Origin of the sequence: Candidatus Pantoea rara, from assembly GCF_051136265.1 — a bacterium.
GTDB lineage: Bacteria > Pseudomonadota > Gammaproteobacteria > Enterobacterales > Enterobacteriaceae > Pantoea > Pantoea rara.
Window position 1 is genome coordinate 1978376 of record NZ_CP194942.1, and the last position, 24520, is coordinate 2002895.

The window sequence follows — 24520 nt, forward strand, 5'->3', positions numbered from 1 at the left end:
AATAAGTGCAGCAGAAGCACCCATGATGATAGCCGAACGACGCTCTCACGTGTGCTGGCCGTCTATCACCCCTTTCATGAGTGATAAACGACGTTAAAGCATCTTCTCAGATGACGCTCTCAACCTGTTGATGAGCCTGTTTACGCCTTCCTCTCACTCTTCGGCATATTCTGCAAATCCCTCCCATACCTGGACAATGCTGGCAGGCCTGCAAATAATGGAGGAACGTTTGAACAGGGAAACAGGAATGAAAAACGAAACAGGTCTGAGGATCATGACTGCTGAGGGTGAGTTGCGTGGATGCATGGACGATGACCTTTTCGTATTCAAAGGTATACCTTATGCCGCGGCACCGGTTGGCGCATTGCGCTGGCGTCCGCCTCAGCCGGTCACGCCCTGGCATCAGGTGCGCGACGCCACCGCGTTTGGGGCCTCTGGCTGGCAAAATCGGACCTATTGCCAGGCGGTGGGCGGCGGCGATCCCGGTGAGTTCAGTGAAGATTGCCTCTACCTGAATGTCTGGACACCCGATGTTGAGCCGTCAACGCCACTGCCGGTGATGGTCTGGCTGCACGGTGGCGGCTACACCATCGGCGCGGGCGGGCTGGTACCTTACAGTGGCAAGCCGCTGGCATCACTCGGCGCGGTGGTGGTTACGCTCAACTACCGGCTCGGCCATCTCGGTTTTTTCGCTCATCCGGCCCTGGATACTGAGTATCCAGCTGCGGGTACGGTGAATAACTTTGGTTTGCTCGATCAGATTGCCGCACTGCAATGGGTGCAGCGCAACATTCCTGCTTTTGGCGGCGATCGCCGTAATGTGACACTTTTCGGAGAATCCTCTGGCGCACGGAGCGTTCTGTCGCTCTGCTGTTCTCCGCTGGCCGAAGGGTTGTTTCATAAAGGGATCGTGCAGAGCGCCTATAGTCTGCCTGACACGCCACTGAAAAAAGCGCGTCAGCAGGGCGTGGCAGTGGCCCGCCATTTGGGCCTGCCACCCGATGCCAGCGCCGATGCGTTACGCGCACTGCCTGCCGATGCCTTCTGGTCGCTGGAAGGGGCGCTGGCAATCCCGCCAGTTCCGATCGCCGGTGATGCCGTCCTGCCCGAGCCGATGCTGAAAACCTTTATGGCTGGCAAACAGCACCGTCTGCCGCTGATGGCGGGCAGCAACAGCGATGAAGCCAGCGTGCTGGAATATTTTGGCGTGGACGCTACCGCCGTGTTGCATCAGCTGCGGGCGAAAAATCGTCTTACTTACCGGACGCTTAAATGGATGTATGACATCCATGACGATCAGCGGCTTGGACGTGCTGTGGCGCGCGACATGGCCTTTAGTCTGGTGCCGTGGCTGGTGATGCGGGCGCAGCACAATGCCGGAATGCCCGGCTGGCGCTACTGGTTTGATTATGTCTCTGAGCATGCGCGCGATCTCTATCCTCACGGTACCTGGCACGGCAACGAAGTGCCCTATGTTCTGAATACGCTGACCCTGATGCCCGATCCCAATGAAGCGCGGCCATTCAGTGAGGCCGATCGGGCATTTGCCGCGCGGGTTAGCAAGTACTGGTTTACCTTTGCCCGGGATGCCACAGAATATAAGCATCAGCTGGAGGGCGAGGTGGTCTGGCCAACCTGGCATCCCGGTAATGACGTGACGATGTCACTCGGCTCGGATCGAGAGAGCGGGCTGGTTTTGAAACGAAACTTTATGCGCGCCCGTATGCGGCTTTTCCGGCTGTTAATGACGCGAATGGTCAGGCTTTAAAAATGGCCCTGAAGATTAGGCTGCTAACCATTAAGTTTCACGAATGGAATAAATCTACTTATTTAATTTTAACTTTATGAATTTAGTTATTTTTATTCTAAATAATCCTATTTAACGCTGTAAATTAATAGGTAACAAAACCGTTACATTTTCACTATCACATGCCGATATACCTCCTATGCCCGACGCTTCGGGTCAACGTGTATAGGATTTTGGTATGGGAATGCTCAAAAATTTTACCATTCGTGCAGTAATGCTCACGATTCTGGGACTGTTTTGCTTACTGTGGAGCGGCGTCGGGCTATATAGCATCCACTCTCTTGGCGCGCTCAGCGAAGGCAACGATGTTGACCGTCATCTGGTTGAGCAAATGACAGTGCTGAGCAAAGGGAACGATCAATATTTTCGTGTCGTTACGCGCTTATCCCGCTTGATGGAAGTCAAAGCGGCAGGCAAAGCGCTGACCGATGAGTCTTATGCCCCGGTGCAGCAGGCGCTGGATGGTATGACCCAGCAACTGGCGCGCTTTAAACAGCTGGCCCCCGGTCCTATGACCCCGGAAGTGGTGGATGGCGTGATTCAGACCTGGCAAAAGTTGCTGGATGAGGGTGTGACGCCACAACTGCAGCTGGCCCGTCAGGCTTCACCTGATGCCTATCGCCAGCAGGCGAACAACGTTACACCGCCTCTCAGCCGCGCCTTTGGCGTCAGCGCAGAGAAATTCAGCCAGGGGGCAGCTCAAAAGCTGGATGCTACGCGTGTTGAGGTGGATCACCTTACTGCGATGACCAAGACGATTATCACCATCACGGTGATTATTGGCCTGTTTATTCTGCTGTTTACTGACCGTTATCTGGTGGCGATGCTGGTTCGTCCGCTGGAGAGCATTCGTAACCACTTTGCTGTCATCGCCACGGGCGACCTCAGCCAGCCGGTATCCGATTTCGGTCGCAACTGCGTCGGCAAACTGGTCCCGTTGCTGAGCGCCATGCAGGACAGTCTGCGTGAAGCGGTCAGCGCTATCCGCAGCGGTACAGAGAATATCTCGCGCGGTGCGGCAGAAATCTCTGCCGGGAACAATGACCTCTCTTCACGTACCGAAGAGCAGGCCGCTGCGCTGGAGCAGACTGCAGCCAGCATGGAGCAACTGACGGCGACGGTGAAATTCAACGCCGACAACGCCCGTCAGGCGAGTCTGCTGGCAGAAACCGCGACCACCACGGCACAACGTGGCGGCCAGCTGGTCAGTGAAGTGGTCACCACCATGGATGGCATTTCCGGCAGCTCGAAGAAGATTGCAGAGATCACTAACGTGATTAACGGCATCGCCTTCCAGACCAATATCCTGGCGCTGAATGCCGCCGTCGAAGCGGCACGTGCCGGTGAACAGGGCCGGGGCTTTGCAGTCGTGGCATCTGAAGTGCGTAGCCTGGCGCAGCGCAGTGCCAATGCGGCCAAAGAGATTGCGACGCTGATTGAAGAGTCGGTTCAGCGTGTAGGTAAAGGCGCCGAACTGGTGAACACCACCGGCGGCACCATGAATAATATTCTGAAGTCGGTACAGGATGTCGATGCGATCATGAAGCAGATCGCGTCAGCCTCGGAAGAGCAGAGCAAAGGCATTTCCCAGGTGGGAACAGCCGTCACTGAAATGGACAGCGTGACACAGCAGAACGCCTCACTGGTTGAAGAGGTCTCCGCCGCCGCGAGCGCGCTGGCACTGCAGACGGAAGCGTTACAGGCCTCTGTATCGAAGTTCCGCCTCTCCAGCGACCACAAGAGCGCACCGGCTATCAGCAACAGCAACAAACCTGCCGCGCCAAAAGCCCCTGTGCTGAGTGCGCCTCAGGTCAAACCTTCTGACAGTGGTGACTGGGTGACTTTCTGATCCCTGCTAAGCCATGCCACCAGTTCCGCCAGGAGCGGTGGCGCATCCTTTGCTGGCCGTTGCAGTAAACTGTAAACGGCACCGGTTTTAACCTCGCCAGCGAACGGCTTAATCAGCCTGCCGCTGGCAACATCGCTCTCCACCAGATTGCTGTCGGCAATCGCCACGCCAAACCCCTGAATGGCTGCACTGATCGCCAGGTCCATCGTGGCAAAATGTTGATTCCGTTTCATGCTCAGCGTCACCTGCTGCGCCTGCAGCCAGCACTGCCAGTCACGCATATCCGCTGTGGGATGCAAAAAGGTCATTGCGGTCAGCGCAGCCGGCGAGTCCGGGCAGGGCTGCTCAGCCGCCATTACCGGCGTCAGCGACTCACTGAACAGGCAGATCCCCTCAGGATGCGGCTTGCCATAGACAATCGCCGCATCAAAATTCTCAAGCTGCGCAGCATGATCCAGCGTCGTCGTCAGGGCCACATGCAGTTCCGGCCGCTGTTGTTCAAGTGCCATCAGCCGGGGCACCAGCCAGCGCATTGCACAGGTTGGCGCTTTGAGGCGAATGCTGGCCTGACTGCGGCGAACCTTTTCGCTGGCCTGAACCATCATTTCAAAACCCTGACTGAACTCGGGCAGCAGCGCGGCGCCCTGTGGCGTCAGGCGCAGGCCGCGTGCGTGGCGGTCAAATAGCATTACGCCCAGCCACTGCTCCAGCGCGGCAATCCTGCGACTGACCGCGCCCTGCGTCAGGCACAATTCGCGGGCAGCATGGGTCAGATTGAGATGACGGGCGGTGACCAGAAAGGCGTGAATGGCATTAAGCGGCAGCGATAATCGCGACACGGTGAACCTCAGCTATGCATTTTTATCATGGCTATTATGATGACATTTCGCTTGCCGACTCAAGTCTCAGCCCGTTCAATAGTTATTTACCGCATCTGACCGGTTATCCCTCTGACGGAGAGAATATGTCCCTGAAAACGCCTGTCGCTTTCCACTCAAAATTGCCGGACGTCGGCACGACTATTTTTAGCGTGATTGGCCAGCTCTCGGCGCAGCATCAGGCGATTAATCTGTCGCAGGGCGCGCCAAATTTCCCCTGTGATCCGGTGCTGGTCGACTCAGTCAGCCGTGCGATGCAGGAAGGGCATAATCAATATGCCGCCATGATGGGGCTGCCCGCCTTGCGCGAGGCGCTTGCCAGCAAAGTGCAGGCGCTCTATGGGCAGAGATATGATGCTGCCAGTGAAGTGCTGATCACCGGCAGCGCCAGCCAGGGGCTCTATATGGCGATTACTGCGCTGGTGCATCAGGGCGATGAGGTGATCTTCTTTGAACCGGCATTTGATAGTTACGCGCCGGTGGTACGACTGCAGGGCGGAACGCCAGTAGGCCTGAAGTTGCAGGTGCCATCGTTTGCCATCGACTGGGCTCAGCTGCGGGCCGCGATCACGCCGCGTACCCGCATGATCATCATTAATACGCCACACAACCCCAGCGCACAGGTACTGACCCCCGAGGACCTGAATCAGCTGGCTGCATTGATTCGCAATACCAACATTTTGGTGCTCTCCGATGAGGTTTATGAACATATTCTGTTTGATGGTCTTCCGCACTGTGGAATGGCGACCCATCCGGAGCTGGCGGCGCGCAGTGTCATCGTCTCATCGTTTGGCAAAACCTTCCACGTCACCGGCTGGCGGGTAGGCTACTGCCTGGCTCCGGCAGAGCTGATGACCGAACTGGTGAAAGTACATCAGTTTATGATGTACGCCGCCGATACGCCGATGCAGGTTGGATTTGCTCACTATCTGCAGACGCCGGAAAACTATCTGTCGCTCAACGCTTTCTATCAGCAGAAGCGTGATCGGCTGATCGCCCTGATGCAGGCCTCCCCGTTCCGGTTGCTGCCGAGTGCCGGTTCTTTCTTTATGCTCGCCAGCTATGGACATTTCAGTGACGAACCAGACAGTGAAATGGTAAAACGTCTTATCGTCGATCACGGTGTGGCAACCATACCGCTGTCGGCGTTTTATGTGGATGGCACAGACAACAAACTGATTCGTCTCTCTTTTGCGAAAGACGAGGCGACACTAAAGGCTGGCGCGGCTGCGCTATGTGCTTTTTCTCACTGAATCACGCCACCGCGTGATGCACCGGGAACAGGTAACCAGGAATTTTCGGGGTAAATAATGAAGAAACTGAACGCGCTTTTTCTCGCTCTGGGCATGATGACATCGGTACAGGCACTGGCACAGGATTTACGTTACGGTGTTGAGTCACAATATCCGCCGTTTGAAAGCCGCAATGCAAAGGGTGAGCTGGAAGGTTTTGATATTGAGCTGGGCAACGCCATCTGCAAGGCAGGCAACTTCAGCTGCCACTGGGTCGAGAGCAGCTTTGATGCGCTGATCCCGGCACTGCAGGCGAAGAAATTCGACGCCATTAACTCGGCGATGAACATCACCGAAGCGCGCGCCAAAAGCATCGCGTTTACTCAGCCGATCTACCGTATTCCGACCATGCTGGTGGCGAAAAACGGTGAAAATCTGGCACCGACCGCCGACAGTCTGAAAGGTAAAAACATTGGGGTCTTGCAGGGTTCCATTCAGGAAACCTACGCGAAGAAACATTGGGAGACGCAGGGCGTCACGGTCACGTCGTATCAGGATCAGAACCAGGTTTACAATGACATGGTCGCGGGACGCCTTGATGGTACGCTGGTGATGTCCGCTGCCGGTCAGTCGGGTTTCCTCGATAAGCCACAGGGCAAAGGCTTTGGCTTTGTCGGCAAGCCTGTCGAAGATGACGCGATTCTCGGCTCGGGCATCGGATATGGCCTGCGTAAAGATGACGCGCAGCTGAAGCAGTCACTGGATACGGCAATCGCCAAAGTGCAGGGCGATGGCACCCTTAAAAAGCTGGCTGAAAAATACTTCCCAGGTATTGATGTCAGCGCGAAACCATAATCGCAAGCGGGCGCGTCCTGCGCCCGATTTTCCTGCTTAACCCGCGGCCAGATAACAGAGTTTTTCCGCCACCTGATAGGATTTCACAAACGACGTAACTGGCAGGAACTCGAAACGTGAATGGAAGTTATGCGCGCCGGTAAAGAAATTCGGCGTCAGCAACCCTTTGGCTGACAGCGCAGCCCCATCCGTGCCGCCACGCATCGGAATTACCTTCGGTTCAATCTCCAGCGCGTCAAAGGCGTTGAAGATCAGGTCAATCGCCCGACGATCCTCACCCAGTGCATTACTGATATTGCTGTAAATATCGCTAATGGTGATGCTCACCTCGCCGGTCGGATAACGCGTCGCGAGCTCCTCTGCCGCCTGCTGTAACTGCTGCTTGCGCGCCGCGAAGCTGGCGAGATCAAAATCACGAATCGAGGCTTTAAGCGTCGCCCTGCTGGCATTGGCCTGAATCTCATTGAACCAGATATAGCCTTCGCGACCTTCGGTGTGCTCCGGGGTCTGCTGCCGATCAAACAGGCTGATGTAGTCATGGGCCATCAGCAGCGGATTGACCAGCACGCCTTTGCCCGACATCGGATGTGCCGGTACGCCGGTAAACACAATCTCTGCAGCGGCACCATTGAAGTTTTCATACACGACTTCGCCCAGTTCGCAGCAGTCGATGGTCCAGGCAAAATCGACATTAAAACGCGTTTCCAGATCCAGCGCTTTCGCACCGCGCAGGCCAATCTCTTCGTCCGGCACAAAGGCCACAACAATGTCGCCATGGTCGCCTTTAAGGTTCGCCATCAGTGTCATCACGACGGTAACCGCCGCTTTGTTGTCTGCGCCCAGCACGCTGGTGCCATCACTGAAGATCACCTGCTGACCCAGATAGGGCGCGATCTCCGGATGTTCATCACGGCGCAGCCAGATAGCCTGCTCTGCATTCAGACAGAGATCTTCGCCCTGCCAGGTGAGGATCTGCGGGTGGATATCGGGCGACAAACCAACATCCACCGTATCGATGTGCGTAATAAAGCCGATGCGTGGCGCGTCAGGACGGTTGCCGCGTTTCACCGCCGTCACCGTGGCATGTTCATCAATGACCACTTCATCCAGCCCTAAAGCGCGCAATTCATCCGCCAGCAGTTCCGCCATGGCGTGCTGGCTCGGTGTGCTGGGCAACGATGTCGATTTTGCATCGCTCTGACTGCTGACGGCGAGGTAACGGAAAAAACGTTCGGTGAGTTGCGACTCAAGTTTGTCTGTCATCACTATTCCTTATTAGTCAGCCACTGGCAGGGTTCGCTATGGTGCCGAATCGTGCTATCAATGAAGCATCTGAATGATTCATTTAGATATTGTGATCACCGGAAGTCAATACAAAGCGAGGATAATAATGAAAATCAAGATAGCCACCTTAGCGCTTGTTACGGCTGGGATAGCGCTGGCTGGCAGCGTGAACGCCAAAACGCTGGTCTACTGTTCTGAGGGATCGCCAGAGAATTTTAACCCTCAACTCTATACCTCCGGAACGAGTGTTGATGCCAGTGCCGTACCGGTCTTTAACCGGCTGGTAGATTTCACGCCCGGCACCACCAATCTGGTCCCGAGCCTGGCGGAACGTTGGGAGATCAGCCCGGATGGCACCGCATACACCTTCCATCTGCGCAGGAACGTGAAATTCCAGAGCAACAAACAGTTTAAACCCAGTCGCGACTTCAACGCCGATGATGTGATCTTTTCCTTTATGCGCCAGATGGACCCGAAAAATCCCTACCACAATGTGTCTGGCGGTACCTATTCAAACTTCGAAAGCCTTGAACTCTCCACGCTGATTAAAAATATCGACCGGGTTGATGACCACACTGTGCGCTTCACGCTCGCCCATCCGGAAGCCCCGTTTCTTGCCGATCTCGCCTGGTATTTCGCCTCTATCCACTCGGCAGAATACGCAGACGCCATGCTAAAGGCAGGGACGCCGGAAAAGGTCGATATGAACCCGATAGGCACCGGCCCGTTTGAACTGGTGCAGTACCAGAAAGATTCCCGCATCCTCTATAAAGCGTTCCCGGACTACTGGCAGGGCAAGGCGAAACTCGATCGGCTGGTCTTCAGCATTACGCCTGACGCCTCCGTGCGTTACGCCAAACTTGAGAAGAACGAGTGTCAGGTCATGCCATTTCCAAATCCCGCCGATCTGGACAAAATGCGCGCCAACCCGGACATCACTCTGGAACAGAAGGCGGGTCTGAACACCGGCTTCCTGGCGTTTAACACCACTAAAGCACCCACCGACAACGTCAAAGTGCGGCAGGCGCTGGCGATGGCGATCAATAAACCGGCGATCATCGAGGCGATATTTAAAGGCACCGGCACGGTCGCAAAAAATATTTTGCCGCCCGGCGTCTGGAGCGCGGACAAAGATCTGAAGGATTACGACTACGATCCCGAAAAGGCCAAAGCGTTGTTGCAACAGGCTGGCGTTAAACCAGGCACCGAAATTGCGCTCTGGGCGATGCCGGTTCAGCGGCCCTATAATCCGAATGCACGCCGCATGGCGGAGATGATCCAGTCAGACTGGGCCAAAGTCGGCATCAAAGCCAACATCGTCAGCTATGAGTGGGGCGAATACCTGAAGCGCGTCCGCAGTGGCGAGCATCAGGCCGCGCTGATGGGCTGGACGACTGCGACCGGCGATCCGGATAACTTCTTCGGCCCGCTTTACAGCTGCACCTCTGCGCAGGGCGGTTCTAACTCCTCCAAATGGTGCTACCAGCCATTCGAGAAGTTAATCACCGACGCCCGCGCCGAGCCGGATCAGGGCAAACGCACCGCGCTTTATCTGCAGGCGCAGCAGATAATGCATGACCAGATGCCCGCCGTGATGATTGCGCACTCCACTATCTTCGAGCCGGTACGCAAATCGGTGAGCGGCTATCAGGTCGATCCGTTCGGCAAGCATATCTTCTATCAGGTGGATATTAAGCAGTAAGCCGTGGCAGTTAACGTCAATGGCCCACGCATCAGTGGGCCCTTCATCTCATCCTCACCTGCTGATCCATCTCTGTCAGTCGCTGCTGTAAAAACTGCAGAAATAGCGTCAGCGCAGCGCTACGCTGACGTCCCGACACCGTCTGAAGCTGCAACGTCCGCTGACTCAACTGATCTACCCCCATTGACCGCAACACCAGATTTTGCGCATCGCGCTCAAACAGCAGAGTGAACGCGCTACAGATAGTCACCGCCTGCGGCGTATGCAGCAAAAAGTGATAAAGCGTAGCGAAATAGTCGCAGGTCAGCACCGGCTCCACCACGCAGTCATTCATCTGACAGGAGAGATCAAACAGCTGCCGGACGGTGGTGTGATGGCCCGGCAGCGCCAGCGGCCAGCGATGCAAATCGCCCAGCGTCACTTCACGTGACGCCAGCGGATGTGACTCATGCATCGCCAGTAACACCGGCGCAGACCATGAGCCGAGCACCTCAACGCTGCGTTCCGGCTGCAGACTAAACTGCAGCGCCACATCGCATTCACCCGCCCTGACGCAGGCCGCCACGCCCTGAGAATGCGTCACATTAATCGCAAACAGCGCGCCGGGATTCGCCAGGCGAAACTCCGCCAGCAGGCCCGGCAACAGACTGAAGGCCATCCCATCCGTGCAGGCGATACGGATCAGGCTGCGGCGTACCGCTTTCAACCCTTTAATCTCCGCCAGCGCATATTCCATATCGAGCTGACTTTTGCGTACGTGATGCGCAAAAATCTCACCCGCCTCATTCAACACCATGCCGCGTGCATGACGTTCAAACAGCGGCACCCCGACCTGTGCTTCCAGCCGCTGAATCTGACGACTGATCGCCGACACCGCGACAAACAGTTGCTCACTGGCGGCGCTTAGCGAACCGCACTCAACCACCGCCAGGAAATAGCGGATTTCGCTGCTTAACATGATCACTCCGGCGAAACGCATCAAAAAAGGGCAGTCAGCCTTTGCTTTAAAAGCAAGGCTCACTCGATAAATTGATAATTGTGGCAAAGAGAGAAGTTTGTCAAAGATAAAGCACGATAAAAATAACAGACAGGGCAAACATGACAGAGCAACAGGCAGTGGACCAGGCGATGCATTATTTCGACAGTGGTGAGTTTCAGCAGTTGCTGTCACGGCGCGTCGCCTGCGTGACCGAAAGCCAGCACGCCAGCAGAAAGGCAGAGCTGAATCACTATCTGCAGCAGGAAATTGGCCCGCAACTGGCGAAGATGGGATTCAAACTCCACCCGTTTGACAATCCTCAGCCCGGCAGCCCGCCGTTTCTGATCGCCACCCGCATCGAAGATCCACTAAAACCGACACTGCTCTGCTATGGCCACGGCGATGTGGTATTTGGCGACGATGAAAACTGGCGCGAAGGCTTATCGCCGTGGCAACTCACTGCTGAAGACGATCGCCTGTATGGACGCGGCAGCGCAGACAATAAAGGGCAGCATTGCATCAACCTCGCGGCGCTGGAACAGGTGTGGCAGGCGCGCGGTGGAAAGCTGGGCTTCAACTGCAAAATCCTGTTCGAAATGGGCGAAGAGATCAGTTCCCCAGGGCTGGCGGCGATCTGCCAGCAGCAGCAGGCGTTGCTCAAGGCCGATCTCTTTATCGCCTCTGATGGCCCCCGACTCAACGCACTGCGGCCGACGCTGTTTCTGGGATCGCGTGGCGCGGCGAACTTTCGTCTGACTATTCGGGCGCGTGACAACGCCTACCATTCTGGCAACTGGGGCGGACTGCTCAGTAATCCCGGCACCCAACTGGCCAATGCGATCGCCTGTCTGGTGAATGCGCAGGGCGCGCTGCAGGTCGCTGCGCTGAAGCCGGACTCCTTAACCGACGCGGTACGCGCCATCCTCAGTGATATTGAGGTGGGCGGCATGCCGGGCGATCCGGCGCTGGCGGAGGGCTGGGGTGAGCCGGGTCTGACGCCTGCAGAGCGACTTTATGGCTGGAACACGCTGGAGGTGCTGGCCTTTGAAACCGGCAATCCGGCGCGCCCGATGAACGCCATTCCGGGCAGCGCCACGGCGGTGTGTCAGCTGCGATTTGTTGTTGGCACCGACTGGGAAAACCTGGTGCAGCATGTCGAAAGTCATCTGCGCCAGCACGGCTTTGAGAACGTCAGCGTCGAGTTTCTGCGCGGCTCACCCGCGACGCGGCTCGATCCGCAGGATCCACTGGTGGCCTGGGCGCTGGATACGCTGGCGCGTAGCAGCGGTAAAAAACCGGCGCTGCTGCCCAATCTTGGCGGTTCACTGCCCAATGAAGTCTTCGCCGATATCCTCGGCCTGCCGACGCTGTGGGTACCGCATTCCTATCCCGCCTGCGGCCAGCACGGCGTTAACGAACATATGCTCAACACCATTGCACGTGAAGGCCTGGCGATTATGACGCGGCTCTTCTGGCAACTGGGCGAAGAGGGCGAACAGCTGATGACGCGCCACCATCAGTGGCGGAGAGGTGAACAATGAGCAGCATCGCGCAGACGACCCCGCAGGTGAAACCGAGCCTGCACAAAACGCTGTTCGCCACCTGCATCGGTAACGCGCTGGAGTGGTTCGACATCGCGGTCTATGGCTTTTTCGCCAGCTACATCGCGCACGTCTTCTTTCCGGTCAGCGATCCGTCGGTGTCGCTGCTGCTGACCTTTGGCAGCTTCGGTATCTCCTTCTTAATCCGTCCGCTGGGTGCCATTGTGCTGGGCAACTATGCCGATCGTCATGGCCGCAAAAAGGCGCTGCTGCTGTCGATAAACCTGATGATGCTGGGCGGGGCGATCATTACATTTATGCCGGGCTACGCCACTATCGGTCTGGCCGCACCGCTGTTGATCATCCTGGCGCGTCTGATCCAGGGTTTCTCAGCCGGGGGCGAATTTGGCAGTTCCACCGCCTTCCTGGTGGAGCACTTTCCTGAGCGCAAAGCCTTTATCGCCAGCTGGCAGTTCGCCACTCAGGGTGCCAGCACGCTGATGGCATCAGCATTCGGGCTGGGGCTGACGCACTGGCTGAGCGAAAGTGAGATTCAGACATGGGGCTGGCGCATCCCGTTTGCCTTCGGCCTGCTGATTGGGCCGCTGGGGATCTACATTCGTCGCCATGTCCAGGAGCCCGCCAGCTTTGCCTCGCAGGAAAAGGAATCCGCGCCGCTGAAAACGCTGTTCGGGCGGCAGAAAGCGCTGATCACCCTGGCGATTGGCGTGATGGTGATTTCGACCGCAGTAAACTACATGCTTAACTACATACCGACCTACGCCACCAAAACGCTGCATCTGCCGGGGTCGGTCGCTTTCACCGCCACGCTGATCGCGGGCATTATCCTGACGGTAGTGACGCCCATCATGGGATTGTGGGCAGAGCGGATTGGCCGGTTGCCGCTGATGTGGGGATCGCTGCTGTTGCTGATGGCTACCATCTATCCTGCTTTCAAATGGATGGTCGATCACACCACGCCGACCACGTTGATCCTGCTGGTGGCCTGGATGGCACTGCTGAAGTCGGTCTATTTCTCGACAGTGCCGTCGGTGATGGCCGATCTCTTCCCGGCGACCACGCGCGCCAGCGGCATGGCGATCAGTTACAACGTGGCCGTAACGGTATTTGGCGGGTTTGCGCCACTGATTTGCAGCATGCTGATTGCCGCCACCGGCAGCAGCCTGGCACCAGGCTATTACCTGATGGCCGTGGCGGTACTGAGTGGCATCGCGCTGCTGCGCTGTAATAAGCGGGTGGCATAACAAAATGGGCCGGTTAGCTGGCCCATTTTGTGACTGACAAAGTCAGGAATGGGAGGCGGTAAGATCGAGCCTTAACTGAACTGCAGGTAAGCAACATGGGTCTGCAGAAACTCTTCCAGACCATGTTTCCCATCGGCACCGCCGACACCCGACTTACGCCATCCGGCATGAAAGCCCTGCATTGCTTCGAAATTCTCACGATTAACGTAGGTCTCGCCGAACTTCAGCTTCCGCAGCGCAGTCATGGTGGTATTGAGATTACGGGTATAAATCGACGAGGTCAGCCCATACTCGCAGTCGTTAGCCAGGGCGATCGCCTCATCCAGTGTTTTGAAAGTCATCACCGGCAGCACCGGGCCAAAAATCTCCTCCTGCATAATTGCCATCTCCTGACGCACATCGGTCAGCAGAGTCGGTTCAAAGAAAAATCCTCTATCTCCTGCGCGCTTACCGCCCAGCACGACTTTGGCTCCGGCAGCGACAGCTTCCGCCACTTTCTGCTCCACCCGGTCCCGTGCTGCAGCCGTAATCAGCGGGCCCATGTCGATATCGTTGCGTTGTGCCGGATCACCAAATGTCACCTGCTGAAACGCTGCGGTCAGCGCGTGGATAAAACGATCGTAAATGCCTTCCTGCACATAGACCCGCTCTGCGCAGTTACAGACCTGACCGCTGTTGATCATCCGCGAACTGACAATCGCCTGGACCGCCAGCTCAAGATCGGCATCATCCATCACGATAGCCGGCGCTTTGCCGCCCAGTTCCAGCGATACCCTGGTGACATTTTTAGCGGCGGCTTCCATGGTAGCGATACCTGCGCCGACGCTGCCAGTCAGGCTCACCAGCCCGACTTTAGGGTTTGCCGCCAGCTCCTGTCCCACTTCCGGACCCAGTCCATAAACAATGTTAATCACGCCCGCAGGCAGGCCGATCTTTTGAATGATGTCGGCAAACAGTGCCGCATTGTTCGGCGTCAGTTCACTGGGTTTGATCACGATAGTGTTGCCAGTGATCAGGGCAGGCGCCGCTTTGCGGGCAATCAGGAAGAAGGGGAAGTTCCAGGGCAAAATCCCGGTGGTTACGCCAATGGCCTTTTTAAACAAGAAGATGTTTTCGTTGGGACGGTCACTGTTTATGATCTCACCTTCATATCGCCGCGCCCACTCGGCCATATAATCGAGATAGTCAGCGGTAAACAGCACTTCAGTTTTCGCCAGTCCCTGGGTTTTGCCGCCCTCGGCCACAATGGTTGCCGCCAGTTCGGGCTCGCGGTCGCGGATGGCGCTGGCAATTTTGTGCAGCCAGGCACCGCGCTCAACCGCCGGCAGCGCTTCCCATCCCGGCTGAGCCGCTTCCGCAGCGCTGATGGCACGGCTGGCATCCTGACGCGTGCCTTCGGGGATACGTGACAGCAACGCCTCCGTCGCCGGATTGATCACCTCAATCCACTGGTCACCCTGATGGGCGACGAACTCGCCATTAATATAATGTTGATGATGTGTTGTCATTCGCTTAGCTCTCCGCTTCGATACGTTGCAGTAATGTGATAGCAGGGTGAAACAGATTGCTGAACGTGACCTTTAGCTTATTGCCAGCTTGCGAGTCCGGCTGGCAACCAATCACAGATATCGGTGAGTTCTGCGGCAAAAACGTCAATCTGTTGTAGATTTAAAGGAGTGAAGTTGTGAAACAGGGGGGAAATAATGGCAAGCGGATGGGCAGCAGAAGGCGCAGTACAGGAACAAATTGATAGTACCGTTAATGACGGCATTGAGCGGGTAAGACAATCGATTGGGCAGGGCGAAAGCGCCACCGAATGTGAACTCTGCGGCGAACCGATTCCGGAGGCGCGTCGTCAGGCGCTGAAAGGCGTGCACTACTGCGTGGCGTGTCAGGAAAAAATCGATAAACAGCAGCAGACCAGCAGTTTATATAATCGTCGGGGCAGTAAAGACAGTCAGCTGCGCTAATTCTCAGGAGCCTGGCATCGCCAGGCCGCTGCCGATAAACCATGCCAGAAAGCCCACGCCCGCCACGATGATGGCGATCGGAAACAAAATTCCAATTCTCATATTCAACCTACTGCAAACAGCGTTTCAGGGGCCACGATCTTATCATGAGATCTGGAGGACTGCGCGGTGGGTTTTCAGCAGGGTAAAGAGCTGGAACTGCGTGGCATCGTTCTCCTCGCGCAGGACCTCCCCTTTTTTATAAAGAATATGATGCACATGGCCGAGCTGACGCCAGACCACAATTGCTGAGGCGATAAGCGCGCAATGCTTCTCCGCCTGCAGACACTCAATGGTGGCGTAGTGGGTTTCATCCATGCTGTTCACAAACACCCTTATCGCCTCTGCGGGTAATATCGCCCGGAGATCATCCAGCATTACCCGACTGACCGACTGCGAAAGAAAAAGCGTTAACCACTTTGATGTCATTCCAATCCCTGTACCGTTCACTTTTCCCCAGTTTATACGACCTTGCCTGCGCTAATGAAAGGCTTCTTTGCAGATTTGCCACCATACCAGCGTAGATGGCAGTCAGATCAGAATTGTGCTGCACCACACGGCAAAACTAGAAAAAAGATAGGATAATAAGCAAGTTACCTTATTTATGGTCCGATTTTATAACAACTGTGAAATTGTGATCCCTGATGTGAATAACGGGTAAATATTGCCACTCCGCTGCAGCTTCCGGCATTTATCCAAAGGCTGAGGAATTCCTGCAAAACGTAGACTGCCTGCTGAGCGGAAGCAGACAGGTTTCCGACAGGCCTCAACCTAACCGGGGAATAACAATGAACAGTGCCATTATTGCGGGCATCTTCTGGCATTTTGTCGGCGCTGCCAGCGCCGCGTGTTTCTACGCGCCTTTTAAACAGGTGAAAAGATGGTCATGGGAAACCATGTGGTCAATTGGCGGCCTGATGTCGTGGCTAATTTTGCCCTGGGCGGTGAGTGCCATTTTGCTGCCGGACTTCATGGCCTACTACAGCAGTTTCACGCTGTCGCAACTCACGCCGGTATTTCTGTTTGGCGCGATGTGGGGTATAGGCAATATCAACTACGGGCTGACTATGCGCTATCTTGGGATGTCGATGGGCATCGGTATCGCGATTGGCATTACTCTGGTGGTCGGTACGCTGATGACGCCGTTGTTGCAGGGGCGGTTTGGTGAGCTTTTCGCCTCGGCGGGTGGTCGGTTAACGTTGCTGGGTGTGCTGGTGGCGTTGATAGGTGTCGGGATTGTGTCACGCGCCGGTCTGTTAAAGGAGCGGGCGCTGGGGATTAACGCAGAAGAGTTTAATCTCAGGAAGGGACTTGTGCTGGCGGTAATGTGCGGCATCTTCTCGGCCGGTATGTCGTTTGCGATGGATGCGGCGAAACCGATGCATCAGGCTGCCGCTAATCTCGGCATCGATCCGCTCTATGTCGCTTTACCCAGCTACGTCATCATCATGGGCGGCGGGGCACTGGTCAATCTGGGCTTCTGTTTCTGGCGGCTGGCCACCCAGCCAGCGCTGTCAGTGCGTAAAGACTTCTCCGTCGGGAAGTCGCTGCTGATTGCTAATACCGCATTTGCCGTGCTTGGCGGCACCATGTGGTATCTGCAGTTCTTCTTCTACGCCTGGGGACATGCCCGAATTCCTGCGCAGTATGACTATGTCAGCTGGATGCTGCACATGAGCCTGTACGTCTTATGTGGGGGGCTGGTTGGGCTGCTGATGAAAGAGTGGAAGTCAGCGGGACGTCGCCCGGTGAGCGTATTATCGATCGGCTGTGTGGTGATTATCATTGCCGCTAATATTGTCGGTCTGGGTATGGCGGCCTGATAGCGAATACTGATGCTGACTTTACGCTGTAAGGGCCTGAATAGCAGGCCCTTAGAGTGATCAGAATGGTGGTCAGTTTGTATTTAGGGCGCTTTTTAGCGGATTTATTCCTGCTGTTTTTTTACGGAAAATTGCTCGCTAAAGGGGGCGACATAGTGCGTTTCACACAGGCCCGTCTTATTCAGACTCGGTACTCTTAAGCACCTGCCGGGGTGCGATAAATCGCTGACGCCAGGCGCTGGGCGTTAAGCCGGTATCACGGGTGAAAACCACCGAGAAATAGTTACTGTCATCAAACCCGCAGCGGGCGGCGATCTCACTAATCAGACAATCCTGGGTGCGCAGCAGATATTTTGCCTGACAGAGCTGCAGCTGACGAAGGTAATGACCAATGGTCATGCCAGTCTGCTGGCGGAAAAGATGTCGCAGTGCCCGTTCGCTGAGCTGATTCTGTTGACAAAACGCCGCCAGATCGAAGGGCCGGGCAATGGCACCCTGCAAGGCCGACATCAGCAGATCCAGCTGTTCGCCCTCCGGCAACGCCCAGGGACGGTCGGCGGCATAGCCGTGGCGGCGCAAAATCAGCGCCAGCTGTAAAAACAGCGCCTCTGATAGCTGAACAGAGAGAGGATCGCTTTTACGGCTTTCACGCTCAAGCTGGCTGATCACGGCCCGGGCCAGCGCCATCCCTCGGGTGGTCAGCCTCCAGCAGCCCGGTTTATCGGTACCCTGGTGCGGCAGCAACTTATTCCAGTCAAGGGCAAGCCCAAAGCGATCACGGCAGTAGAGGATGTTATCCAGCACCAAATCATTGACGCTGTCGTAGCTGTGGCAGTCACTGTCGCGAATATAAAAAATGTCGCCGCAGGTTATCAGCCAGGGGCGATCGTTGAGGACATGCAGGCCATTTCCGCGCCAGACAATCACAATTTCACTGAATTCGTGTCGGTGCGGCGGGAAAGAGGGTTGTGGCATCCTTTCGGCCACCGCCACGGGTAAATTCGTGGCGGGAAAATAGTCATCCCGACTGAGTATCAACGCCATGTTGCCTCCTTTACATCATATGCTGGCGCTCCGCTCGCGGTGCGCAGCCAAATTCGCGCCTGAACAGGGTCGAGAAGTGGTTACTGTCACCAAATCCACACTGGAAGGCAATGTCGGTAATACGCATATCACTGTGACGCAGCAGATGACGGGCCTGCAACAGCCGCAAACGGTTCAGATAACGCTGCGGCGTGCTGCCGGTTTGATGCTTCATCTGTCGATGCAATGTACGCAGCGAGAGTGAAAAGCGATCGGCCAGTTCATCCCAGACGATCTCGTCACTGTAATGATCGCCCAGCCAATCGAGCAGGCGATGCAGCCGCGCCTCCTGATCCTGACTCTGTCCATCAATACAGGCTTCACGCAACAGCACCAGCAGCTGTAAAAAAAGCTGCTCCTGCCGCGCCTGTTTTTCCAGCGACCAGGTCTCATCCTGCTGCATCTGCGCCGCCACGCTAAGCGCCTGCGTCATCACTTTATGATTGATGCGCCAGTGAGAGCTGTATTGCCCATCCTGATCGCAGGGCAGTAAAGCCTGTAGCCCGGAAAGAAAACGAAATGCGCCGGGGCTGCGATAGAGCACGTTAGTCAGGCAAAGATTATCGGTCTGTTCATAGAGATGACGATCGTGATCGCGCACAAAGCAGACGCAACCGGCGCACAGCGTTTGTGGCTGACCATTAAAAACATGAATGCCAGAACCTTGCTCAACCAGCACAATCTCATGGAAATCATGATGATGTTCCGGAAAGGCTGCCTGGGGTATCCGGGGTTCAATCGCGATGGCGTAATCACCTTCGGGGAAAAAATCCGCACTGTGCAATATTGTCATGATCATCTCTCGCTGCTTCACTAAACCGTAGGGCAGTCTAATCAGCACGCCGCTACCTTACCTTGAATTTTCAGCCTGACTCAGCAGGAATCATGCTGATATTTCAAGAAATCCTCAGCAGTTAACAGATTTGCGGCAGGGGTCACATCCTCCTGACTGCTGCCTCTGTGATCTCTCTCACGAAGTTCTTTGCAAGTCTGCCAGGGCTTATCCGGCGCTGGCACTCCGGGGAAGGTGTTAAACCAGTAAGGTTTTTAATCTGTGACGACTCAATCACAGGGAACCGTCGCCATGACCAGGAGAAACATTGTTGCTATCGATCTCGGCGCATCCAGCGGACGAGTTATGCTCGCTCGCTGGGATGCCACACAGCGCAAACTCGCGCTGCAGGAGGTCCGGCGCTTTAAAAACAGGCGTCAGCGTCGTGCCGGTTATGACTGCTGGGATCTGGCGATGCTGGAGCATGAGATCCGCAGCGGACTGGCTCAGTTAGAGGAAGAGGGTATCGTGCCTGACAGTATTGGCATCGACACCTGGGGTGTTGATATGGTGCTGCTGGATGCACAGGGCGAGCCGGTGGGTGAGGCGGTCAGCTACCGCGATGCCCGCACCCACGGCCTGATGGATCAGGCGCAGCAGGAACTGAGTCGCAGAGCGATCTACGCCCGAACCGGCATTCAGTTTCTGCCATTCAACACGCTCTATCAGATGCGCGCCCTGCATCAGCAACAGCCCGACTGGCAGGCACGCGTGGCGTATGCGCTGATGATTCCTGACTATCTGCATTATCGCCTGACGGGCAACCTCAACTGGGAATACACTAACGCCACTACCACGCAGATGCTCAATATTCATAGCGGCGAGTGGGATCGCGACTTGCTCGCCTGGGCGGGGGTGGATGCGCGGTGGTTCGGTCAGCCACAGGCGCCGGGCAATACTGTTGGTCACTGGAGCAATAGCGCAGGCATCCCGGTTCCGGTGATCGCCGTCGCCACCCACGACACCGCCAGCGCGGTGCTGGCAACGCCACTGATGCAGGACGATGCCGCCTATCTCAGCTCCGGAACCTGGTCGCTGATGGGCTTTGAAAGTCTGCAGCCCTATGCCAGTGACGCTGCGCTGCGCGCCAATATCACGAATGAGGGCGGTGCAGAAGGCTACCGGGTATTGAAAAACATTATGGGCTTATGGCTGTTACAACGCGTCTGCAGCGAATTACTGATTGACGATCTCAGCATGCTGATTGACGAAACAGCCCGCCAGCCCGCCTGTGTGTCTCTGATCAATCCCAACGATGCCCGCTTTATCAATCCCGACAGCATGGTGAACGAGATTCAGAACGCCTGCGCAGAGCAGGGAATGCCGGTGCCGCAGTCTGCCGCCTCTCTGGCACGTTGCATTTTTGATAGCCTGGCGCTGCTCTACCGTGAAGTCATTCACGAACTGGCCGCGTTGCGCGGTAAGGCATTCAGCCAGTTGCATGTGGTGGGCGGCGGCAGTCAGAACCGCTTTCTTAATCAGCTTTGCGCCGATGCCTGCCAGATTCCGGTACTGGCCGGGCCGGTTGAAGCCTCTACGTTGGGTAACGTGGGTTGCCAGCTGATTGCGCTGGGTGAACTGATTGATGTGGCTGATTTCCGCTGCAGCGTTATCAACAACTTCCCACTCGAAAAATTCGAACCTCAAACTCACAGCGTCTTCAGTGCCAGTCAGGCACGTTTCGCAACGCTGAGTCAACCCGCTAAGGAACCCGCTTATGACTAAGCAGATTGAACAGGCTTTTGAACTGGCTAAACAACGCTACGCCGATAATGGGGTTGATGTTGAACAGGCTATCCGTCAGCTGGACCGGATCCCGGTCTCGATGCACTGCTGGCAGGGGGATGATGTCCGGGGATTTGAGAATCCACAGGGCGCACTAACCGGTGGTATTCAGGCGACGGGTAACTATCCAGGGCGGGCACGGAATGCCAGTGAATTACGCGGTGATATTGATAAGGCGATGTCGCTGATCCCCGGCGCTAAACGCCTTAATCTGCACGCCATCTATCTGGAAAGTGACAAGCCGGTAGATCGGGACGCCATTGAACCTGCCCATTTCGCCAACTGGGTTGCCTGGGCTAAAGAGCATAACCTGGGGCTCGATTTTAATCCCAGTTGCTTCTCGCATCCGATGAGTGCAGACGGGTTTACGCTGTCGCACAGTGACAAAACTGTGCGTCAGTTCTGGATCGATCACTGCAAAGCCAGTCGCCGCATCTCCGCGTATTTTGGTGAGCAGTTGGGCACGCCCTCAGTGATGAATATCTGGGTGCCGGACGGCATGAAAGATATCACAGTGGATCGACTGGCCCCGCGTCAGCGTCTGATGAGCGCGCTGGATGAAGTCATCTCAGAAAAACTTAACCCGCAGCACCATATCGATGCAGTTGAGAGCAAGCTGTTTGGCATTGGCGCAGAGAGTTACACCGTAGGTTCCAATGAGTTTTATCTCGGTTACGCCGCCAGCCGTCAGACAGCGCTGTGCCTGGATGCCGGGCATTTCCATCCCACCGAAGTCATCTCCGACAAAATTTCTGCCGCGATGCTCTATGTGCCGCGTCTGCTATTGCATGTCAGCCGTCCGGTGCGCTGGGACAGTGACCATGTAGTACTGCTGGATGATGAAACCCAGGCGATCGCCAGCGAAATCGTCCGCCACCAGTTATTCGACAAAGTGCATATCGGACTCGACTTCTTCGACGCTTCCATTAACCGGATTGCTGCCTGGGTTATCGGCACACGCAACACTAAAAAAGCGCTGCTGCGTGCCTTGCTGGAGCCCACCGACCGTTTGCGTCAGGCCGAAAACAGCGGCGATTACACCGCGCGTCTGGCCCTGCTGGAAGAGCAAAAATCGCTGCCGTGGCAGGCGGTATGGGAAGCGTGGTGCCTGCGTCATGACGTTCCGGCTGATGCCAGCTGGTTAAGCGATGTCCATCATTATGAACAACAGATCTTGAGCCAACGTTAAGGATTTCACTATGCAAAGCATTCTTTCTTCCGGGTTTGTTAAGGGAATGGTCAAAGCGACCAGCGATATGTGGCTGAAGGGCTGGGACGAGCGTAACGGCGGCAACGTCAGCCTGCGTCTGCTGGAGGAGGAGGTCAAACCCTTCATCGCCGATTTCTGCAAAGCACCACGCTGCATTGAGCTGACACAACCCGCACCCGCGCTGGCGAACGACTGGTTTCTGGTGACCGGGTCAGGGAAATTTATGCGTAACGTCCAGATCGATCCGGCAGATTGCCTGGCGCTGCTGCAGGTTGATGACAAAGGGCTCTCGTACAAAATTCACTGGGGCCTGTCGAATGGCGGTTTGCCAACCTCCGAGCTGGCGTCTCACTTTCAGTCTCACGCGGTGCGTAAAGCGGTCAGCAAGGGTGTAGATCGGGTGATCATGCACTGTCACGCCACCAACTTTATGGCCCTGAGCTATGTGGTGGAGATGGATTCTGCCCGCTTTACCCGCCTGTTATGGGAAGGCAGCACCGAATGTCTGGTGGTATTCCCGGATGGCGTGGGTGTACTGCCATGGATGGTGCCTGGCACCGATGAAATCGGCACCGCAACAGCTGGTCAGATGCAGTCGCACACCCTGGTGATGTGGCCGTTCCACGGCGTCTTTGGTACAGGTCCGACGCTCGATGAGACTTTTGGTCTGATAGACACAGCGGAGAAATCGTCCGAAGTGATCGTCAAAGTGCTGTCGATGGGTGGGATTCGTCAGAGTATCACCACAGAACAGCTGGTCGCGCTAGGTGAGCGCTTCGGCGTTAAGCCCTGGCAACCCGCATTGGATGTGGGGCCAGCTAATGTTGCGTAAAGCCTTTGTGATGCAGGTGAATGCAGACTGTCATGCGGAATATGAGCGTCGCCACTCACCGATCTGGCCGGAACTGGCTGAAACCCTGAAAGCACATGGTGCGCACAACTATGCTATCTGGCTGGACGCCGAACGGCATCTTCTGTTTGCCAGCGTAGAGATTGAATCTGAGGAGCGCTGGAACGCGGTGGCAAAGACAGAGGTGTGTCAGCGCTGGTGGACCTCAATGAAAGATCTGATGCCATCGAATGCGGATAACAGCCCGATGAGTCAGCCGTTGAAACCGGTTTTTTTTCTGGAATAGCAGAGGGAAAGGGCGGCATCGCCGCCCTGATATCTACCGTTTAGCCTGACACAAGCCCGTCAGTGTCGGCCACATCGCCATTAGCGTATTAATAATGCCTTCCAGATCGTCACGATCCACGCCTTCACGCGCACGAACCGACATGCCCTGCAGCATACAGCCCAGATAGCGGGACAGCGCTGGAATGTTCACTGACGCACTCAGTTCACCACGATGCTGACGCGCCAGCAGAAAATCGCTTAACACATGTTCCTGAGACTGATGCTGCTGTTGCAGCATAGAGGCAATCTCTTTCGACGCCGCCGACAGAGTGGTTGAGGTACAGATAAAGAAGCAGCCACCGGGGGAATCGCGTTCGGTAAAACAGGCAGCGGTGGCGCGGAAATAGCCTTCAATCGCACGGTCCACCGGTAACTGGTCATCGCCTAATGCCGCTTCCCGCCATGCGCTGAACTTTTCCACATAGCGCTCCATCGCGGCGCGAAACAGCCCCTCTTTATTTACAAATTCTGCGTAAAGGGTCGGCGCTTTAGCACCGGTTGCGGCTACCAGATCGGCCAGAGACGTGCCTTCATATCCGTGTGTCCAGAACAGTGTCAGCGCTTTATCGAGCGCAGCTTCGCGATCGAACACTTTGGGCCGACCACGGCATTTCTTTACATCGCAATCCTGAACCTGACTCATACACCCTCACTGACAGTAAAACATCCTATTAAATTACCGATCATTATAAAAATGTGCAAGGCCCGCTATGAAGGTCGCCAGCAGGAGTTGCCATTTTGTGCGCCAGCGCAATCTTACCGCCCCTATGGTTAAGTCAGAAAAGGGGCTGAAGCCCATAATCACGCCACTTCGCGATTAAAATAACGCTCATTAAATAAATATTGACGGCGGGTCACATAGGAGTCTATCATTTGTTTAACGGTCGTTAATTAAATGACGGCAACCCAATTTAGTCCAACCGAATTCAACTATCTAATAGAGAGAATATTATGAAAACCATCAAAACCACCCTGGCAGCTCTGGCACTGACTACCCTGACTTTTGGCGCTTATGCCGCTGACCTCGTGACCAGCGAACCGTCTAATCAGCAGCCTGTAGGCACCATCTCTGTACAGGGCGGCACCAACCTGACCTCCCTTGAATCGCAGCTGAGTGCCAAAGCGGATGAAGCCGGTGCGAAATCGTTCCGCATCACCTCAACCAGCGGCCAGAACAAACTGCACGGCACAGCTGTGATTTATCAGTAA

Annotated in this window: 23 protein-coding genes; 14 read left to right on the plus strand and 9 right to left on the minus strand. The window is 55.8% G+C overall.

What is annotated here, in order from left to right:
* The first annotated feature begins 247 nt into the window (after positions 1-247).
* Together ACR8BF_RS09295 and ACR8BF_RS09300 are read left to right on the plus strand one after the other, a co-directional pair.
* Entirely contained in the window at positions 248-1768 is a 1521-nt protein-coding gene (locus ACR8BF_RS09295) for a carboxylesterase/lipase family protein (protein ID WP_434744820.1), read from the plus strand.
* A gap of 217 nt (positions 1769-1985) precedes the next feature.
* Entirely contained in the window at positions 1986-3656 is a 1671-nt protein-coding gene (locus ACR8BF_RS09300) for a methyl-accepting chemotaxis protein (RefSeq protein WP_292992394.1), read from the plus strand.
* Here the strand turns inward: ACR8BF_RS09300 and ACR8BF_RS09305 are convergent.
* Positions 3614-4495, minus strand: coding sequence for a LysR substrate-binding domain-containing protein (locus tag ACR8BF_RS09305; protein ID WP_292992395.1), 882 nt, complete (start codon positions 4493-4495; stop codon positions 3614-3616). The two genes, ACR8BF_RS09300 and ACR8BF_RS09305, sit on opposite strands and share 43 nt — an antisense overlap.
* A 125-nt stretch (positions 4496-4620) precedes the next feature.
* Here ACR8BF_RS09305 and ACR8BF_RS09310 point away from each other — a divergent pair, with 125 nt between their 5' ends.
* Together ACR8BF_RS09310 and ACR8BF_RS09315 are read left to right on the plus strand one after the other, a co-directional pair.
* Positions 4621-5787 (plus strand): methionine aminotransferase, encoded by a 1167-nt coding sequence (locus tag ACR8BF_RS09310; RefSeq protein WP_434744821.1) that lies wholly within the window; start codon positions 4621-4623, stop codon positions 5785-5787.
* Positions 5788-5844: 57 nt separating this feature from the next.
* Positions 5845-6621 (plus strand): transporter substrate-binding domain-containing protein, encoded by a 777-nt coding sequence (locus ACR8BF_RS09315; protein ID WP_292992397.1) that lies wholly within the window; start codon positions 5845-5847, stop codon positions 6619-6621.
* Between the two features lie 36 nt (positions 6622-6657).
* Here ACR8BF_RS09315 and pepT read toward each other — a convergent pair whose 3' ends face one another.
* Positions 6658-7884 carry a peptidase T gene (gene pepT / locus ACR8BF_RS09320; RefSeq protein ID WP_434744822.1) on the minus strand — a complete coding sequence of 409 codons (1227 nt, stop codon included), beginning with the start codon at positions 7882-7884 and terminating at the stop codon, positions 6658-6660.
* A 127-nt stretch (positions 7885-8011) separates the two neighbouring features.
* On the opposite strand from pepT, the gene ACR8BF_RS09325 reads away from it, so the two are divergent.
* Positions 8012-9607, plus strand: a complete 1596-nt coding sequence (locus ACR8BF_RS09325; RefSeq protein WP_434744823.1) for an ABC transporter substrate-binding protein — start codon at positions 8012-8014, stop codon at positions 9605-9607.
* 43 nt (positions 9608-9650) lie between these two features.
* On the opposite strand, the gene ACR8BF_RS09330 is transcribed toward ACR8BF_RS09325, so the two are convergent.
* On the minus strand, positions 9651-10565 hold the full coding sequence (locus ACR8BF_RS09330) for a LysR family transcriptional regulator (RefSeq protein ID WP_179895703.1): 915 nt from the start codon (positions 10563-10565) through the stop codon (positions 9651-9653).
* Positions 10566-10705: 140 nt separating this feature from the next.
* Here ACR8BF_RS09330 and ACR8BF_RS09335 point away from each other — a divergent pair, with 140 nt between their 5' ends.
* On the plus strand, positions 10706-12127 hold the full coding sequence (locus ACR8BF_RS09335) for a M20 family metallopeptidase (RefSeq protein WP_292992400.1): 1422 nt from the start codon (positions 10706-10708) through the stop codon (positions 12125-12127).
* Positions 12124-13392 carry an MFS transporter gene (locus tag ACR8BF_RS09340; RefSeq protein WP_434744824.1) on the plus strand — a complete coding sequence of 423 codons (1269 nt, stop codon included), beginning with the start codon at positions 12124-12126 and terminating at the stop codon, positions 13390-13392. Before ACR8BF_RS09335 ends, ACR8BF_RS09340 begins: the two co-directional genes overlap by 4 nt.
* Before the next feature lie 71 nt (positions 13393-13463).
* Here ACR8BF_RS09340 and aldA read toward each other — a convergent pair whose 3' ends face one another.
* Complete coding sequence (aldA, locus tag ACR8BF_RS09345; RefSeq protein WP_434744825.1) at positions 13464-14900, minus strand: aldehyde dehydrogenase; 1437 nt, start codon at positions 14898-14900, stop codon at positions 13464-13466.
* Between the two features lie 195 nt (positions 14901-15095).
* Here aldA and ACR8BF_RS09350 point away from each other — a divergent pair, with 195 nt between their 5' ends.
* Positions 15096-15362: a DksA/TraR family C4-type zinc finger protein gene (locus ACR8BF_RS09350; RefSeq protein ID WP_179895707.1), complete on the plus strand. Its 267-nt coding sequence runs from the start codon at positions 15096-15098 to the stop codon at positions 15360-15362.
* Positions 15363-15365: 3 nt separating this feature from the next.
* Here the strand turns inward: ACR8BF_RS09350 and ACR8BF_RS09355 are convergent, their stop codons facing one another.
* Positions 15366-15464: a YoaK family small membrane protein gene (locus ACR8BF_RS09355; RefSeq protein ID WP_008925225.1), complete on the minus strand. Its 99-nt coding sequence runs from the start codon at positions 15462-15464 to the stop codon at positions 15366-15368.
* A 42-nt stretch (positions 15465-15506) separates the two neighbouring features.
* Positions 15507-15830: a hypothetical protein gene (locus tag ACR8BF_RS09360; protein ID WP_434744826.1), complete on the minus strand. Its 324-nt coding sequence runs from the start codon at positions 15828-15830 to the stop codon at positions 15507-15509.
* Positions 15831-16189: 359 nt separating this feature from the next.
* Between ACR8BF_RS09360 and rhaT the strand changes: the two genes are divergently transcribed.
* A complete protein-coding gene (gene rhaT / locus ACR8BF_RS09365; RefSeq protein WP_314983962.1) occupies positions 16190-17224 on the plus strand; it encodes an L-rhamnose/proton symporter RhaT in 1035 nt (344 codons plus the stop codon).
* Positions 17225-17401: 177 nt separating this feature from the next.
* Here the strand turns inward: rhaT and rhaR are convergent, their stop codons facing one another.
* Positions 17402-18268, minus strand: a complete 867-nt coding sequence (rhaR, locus tag ACR8BF_RS09370; RefSeq protein WP_434744827.1) for an HTH-type transcriptional activator RhaR — start codon at positions 18266-18268, stop codon at positions 17402-17404.
* Positions 18269-18278: 10 nt separating this feature from the next.
* A complete protein-coding gene (gene rhaS / locus ACR8BF_RS09375) occupies positions 18279-19100 on the minus strand; it encodes an HTH-type transcriptional activator RhaS (RefSeq protein WP_179895711.1) in 822 nt (273 codons plus the stop codon).
* A gap of 291 nt (positions 19101-19391) precedes the next feature.
* Here rhaS and rhaB point away from each other — a divergent pair, with 291 nt between their 5' ends.
* From rhaB to rhaM, 4 genes are read left to right on the plus strand one after another with little or no spacing between them, the layout of a single operon-like run.
* The gene (rhaB, locus tag ACR8BF_RS09380; RefSeq protein WP_292992410.1) at positions 19392-20864 is read left to right on the plus strand and encodes a rhamnulokinase; all 1473 of its coding nucleotides are present in this window, start codon (positions 19392-19394) and stop codon (positions 20862-20864) included.
* Entirely contained in the window at positions 20857-22113 is a 1257-nt protein-coding gene (locus ACR8BF_RS09385) for an L-rhamnose isomerase (protein ID WP_434744828.1), read from the plus strand. Before rhaB ends, ACR8BF_RS09385 begins: the two co-directional genes overlap by 8 nt.
* A 10-nt stretch (positions 22114-22123) precedes the next feature.
* Complete coding sequence (gene rhaD / locus ACR8BF_RS09390; protein WP_313699429.1) at positions 22124-22966, plus strand: rhamnulose-1-phosphate aldolase; 843 nt, start codon at positions 22124-22126, stop codon at positions 22964-22966.
* Positions 22956-23270, plus strand: a complete 315-nt coding sequence (gene rhaM / locus ACR8BF_RS09395; protein WP_179895715.1) for an L-rhamnose mutarotase — start codon at positions 22956-22958, stop codon at positions 23268-23270. The genes rhaD and rhaM overlap by 11 nt, the downstream gene beginning before the upstream one ends.
* Positions 23271-23303: 33 nt before the next feature.
* Here the strand turns inward: rhaM and ACR8BF_RS09400 are convergent, their stop codons facing one another.
* Positions 23304-23954, minus strand: a complete 651-nt coding sequence (locus ACR8BF_RS09400; RefSeq protein ID WP_313699431.1) for a TetR/AcrR family transcriptional regulator — start codon at positions 23952-23954, stop codon at positions 23304-23306.
* Between the two features lie 308 nt (positions 23955-24262).
* Between ACR8BF_RS09400 and bhsA the strand changes: the two genes are divergently transcribed.
* A complete protein-coding gene (gene bhsA / locus ACR8BF_RS09405; RefSeq protein ID WP_003853680.1) occupies positions 24263-24520 on the plus strand; it encodes a multiple stress resistance protein BhsA in 258 nt (85 codons plus the stop codon).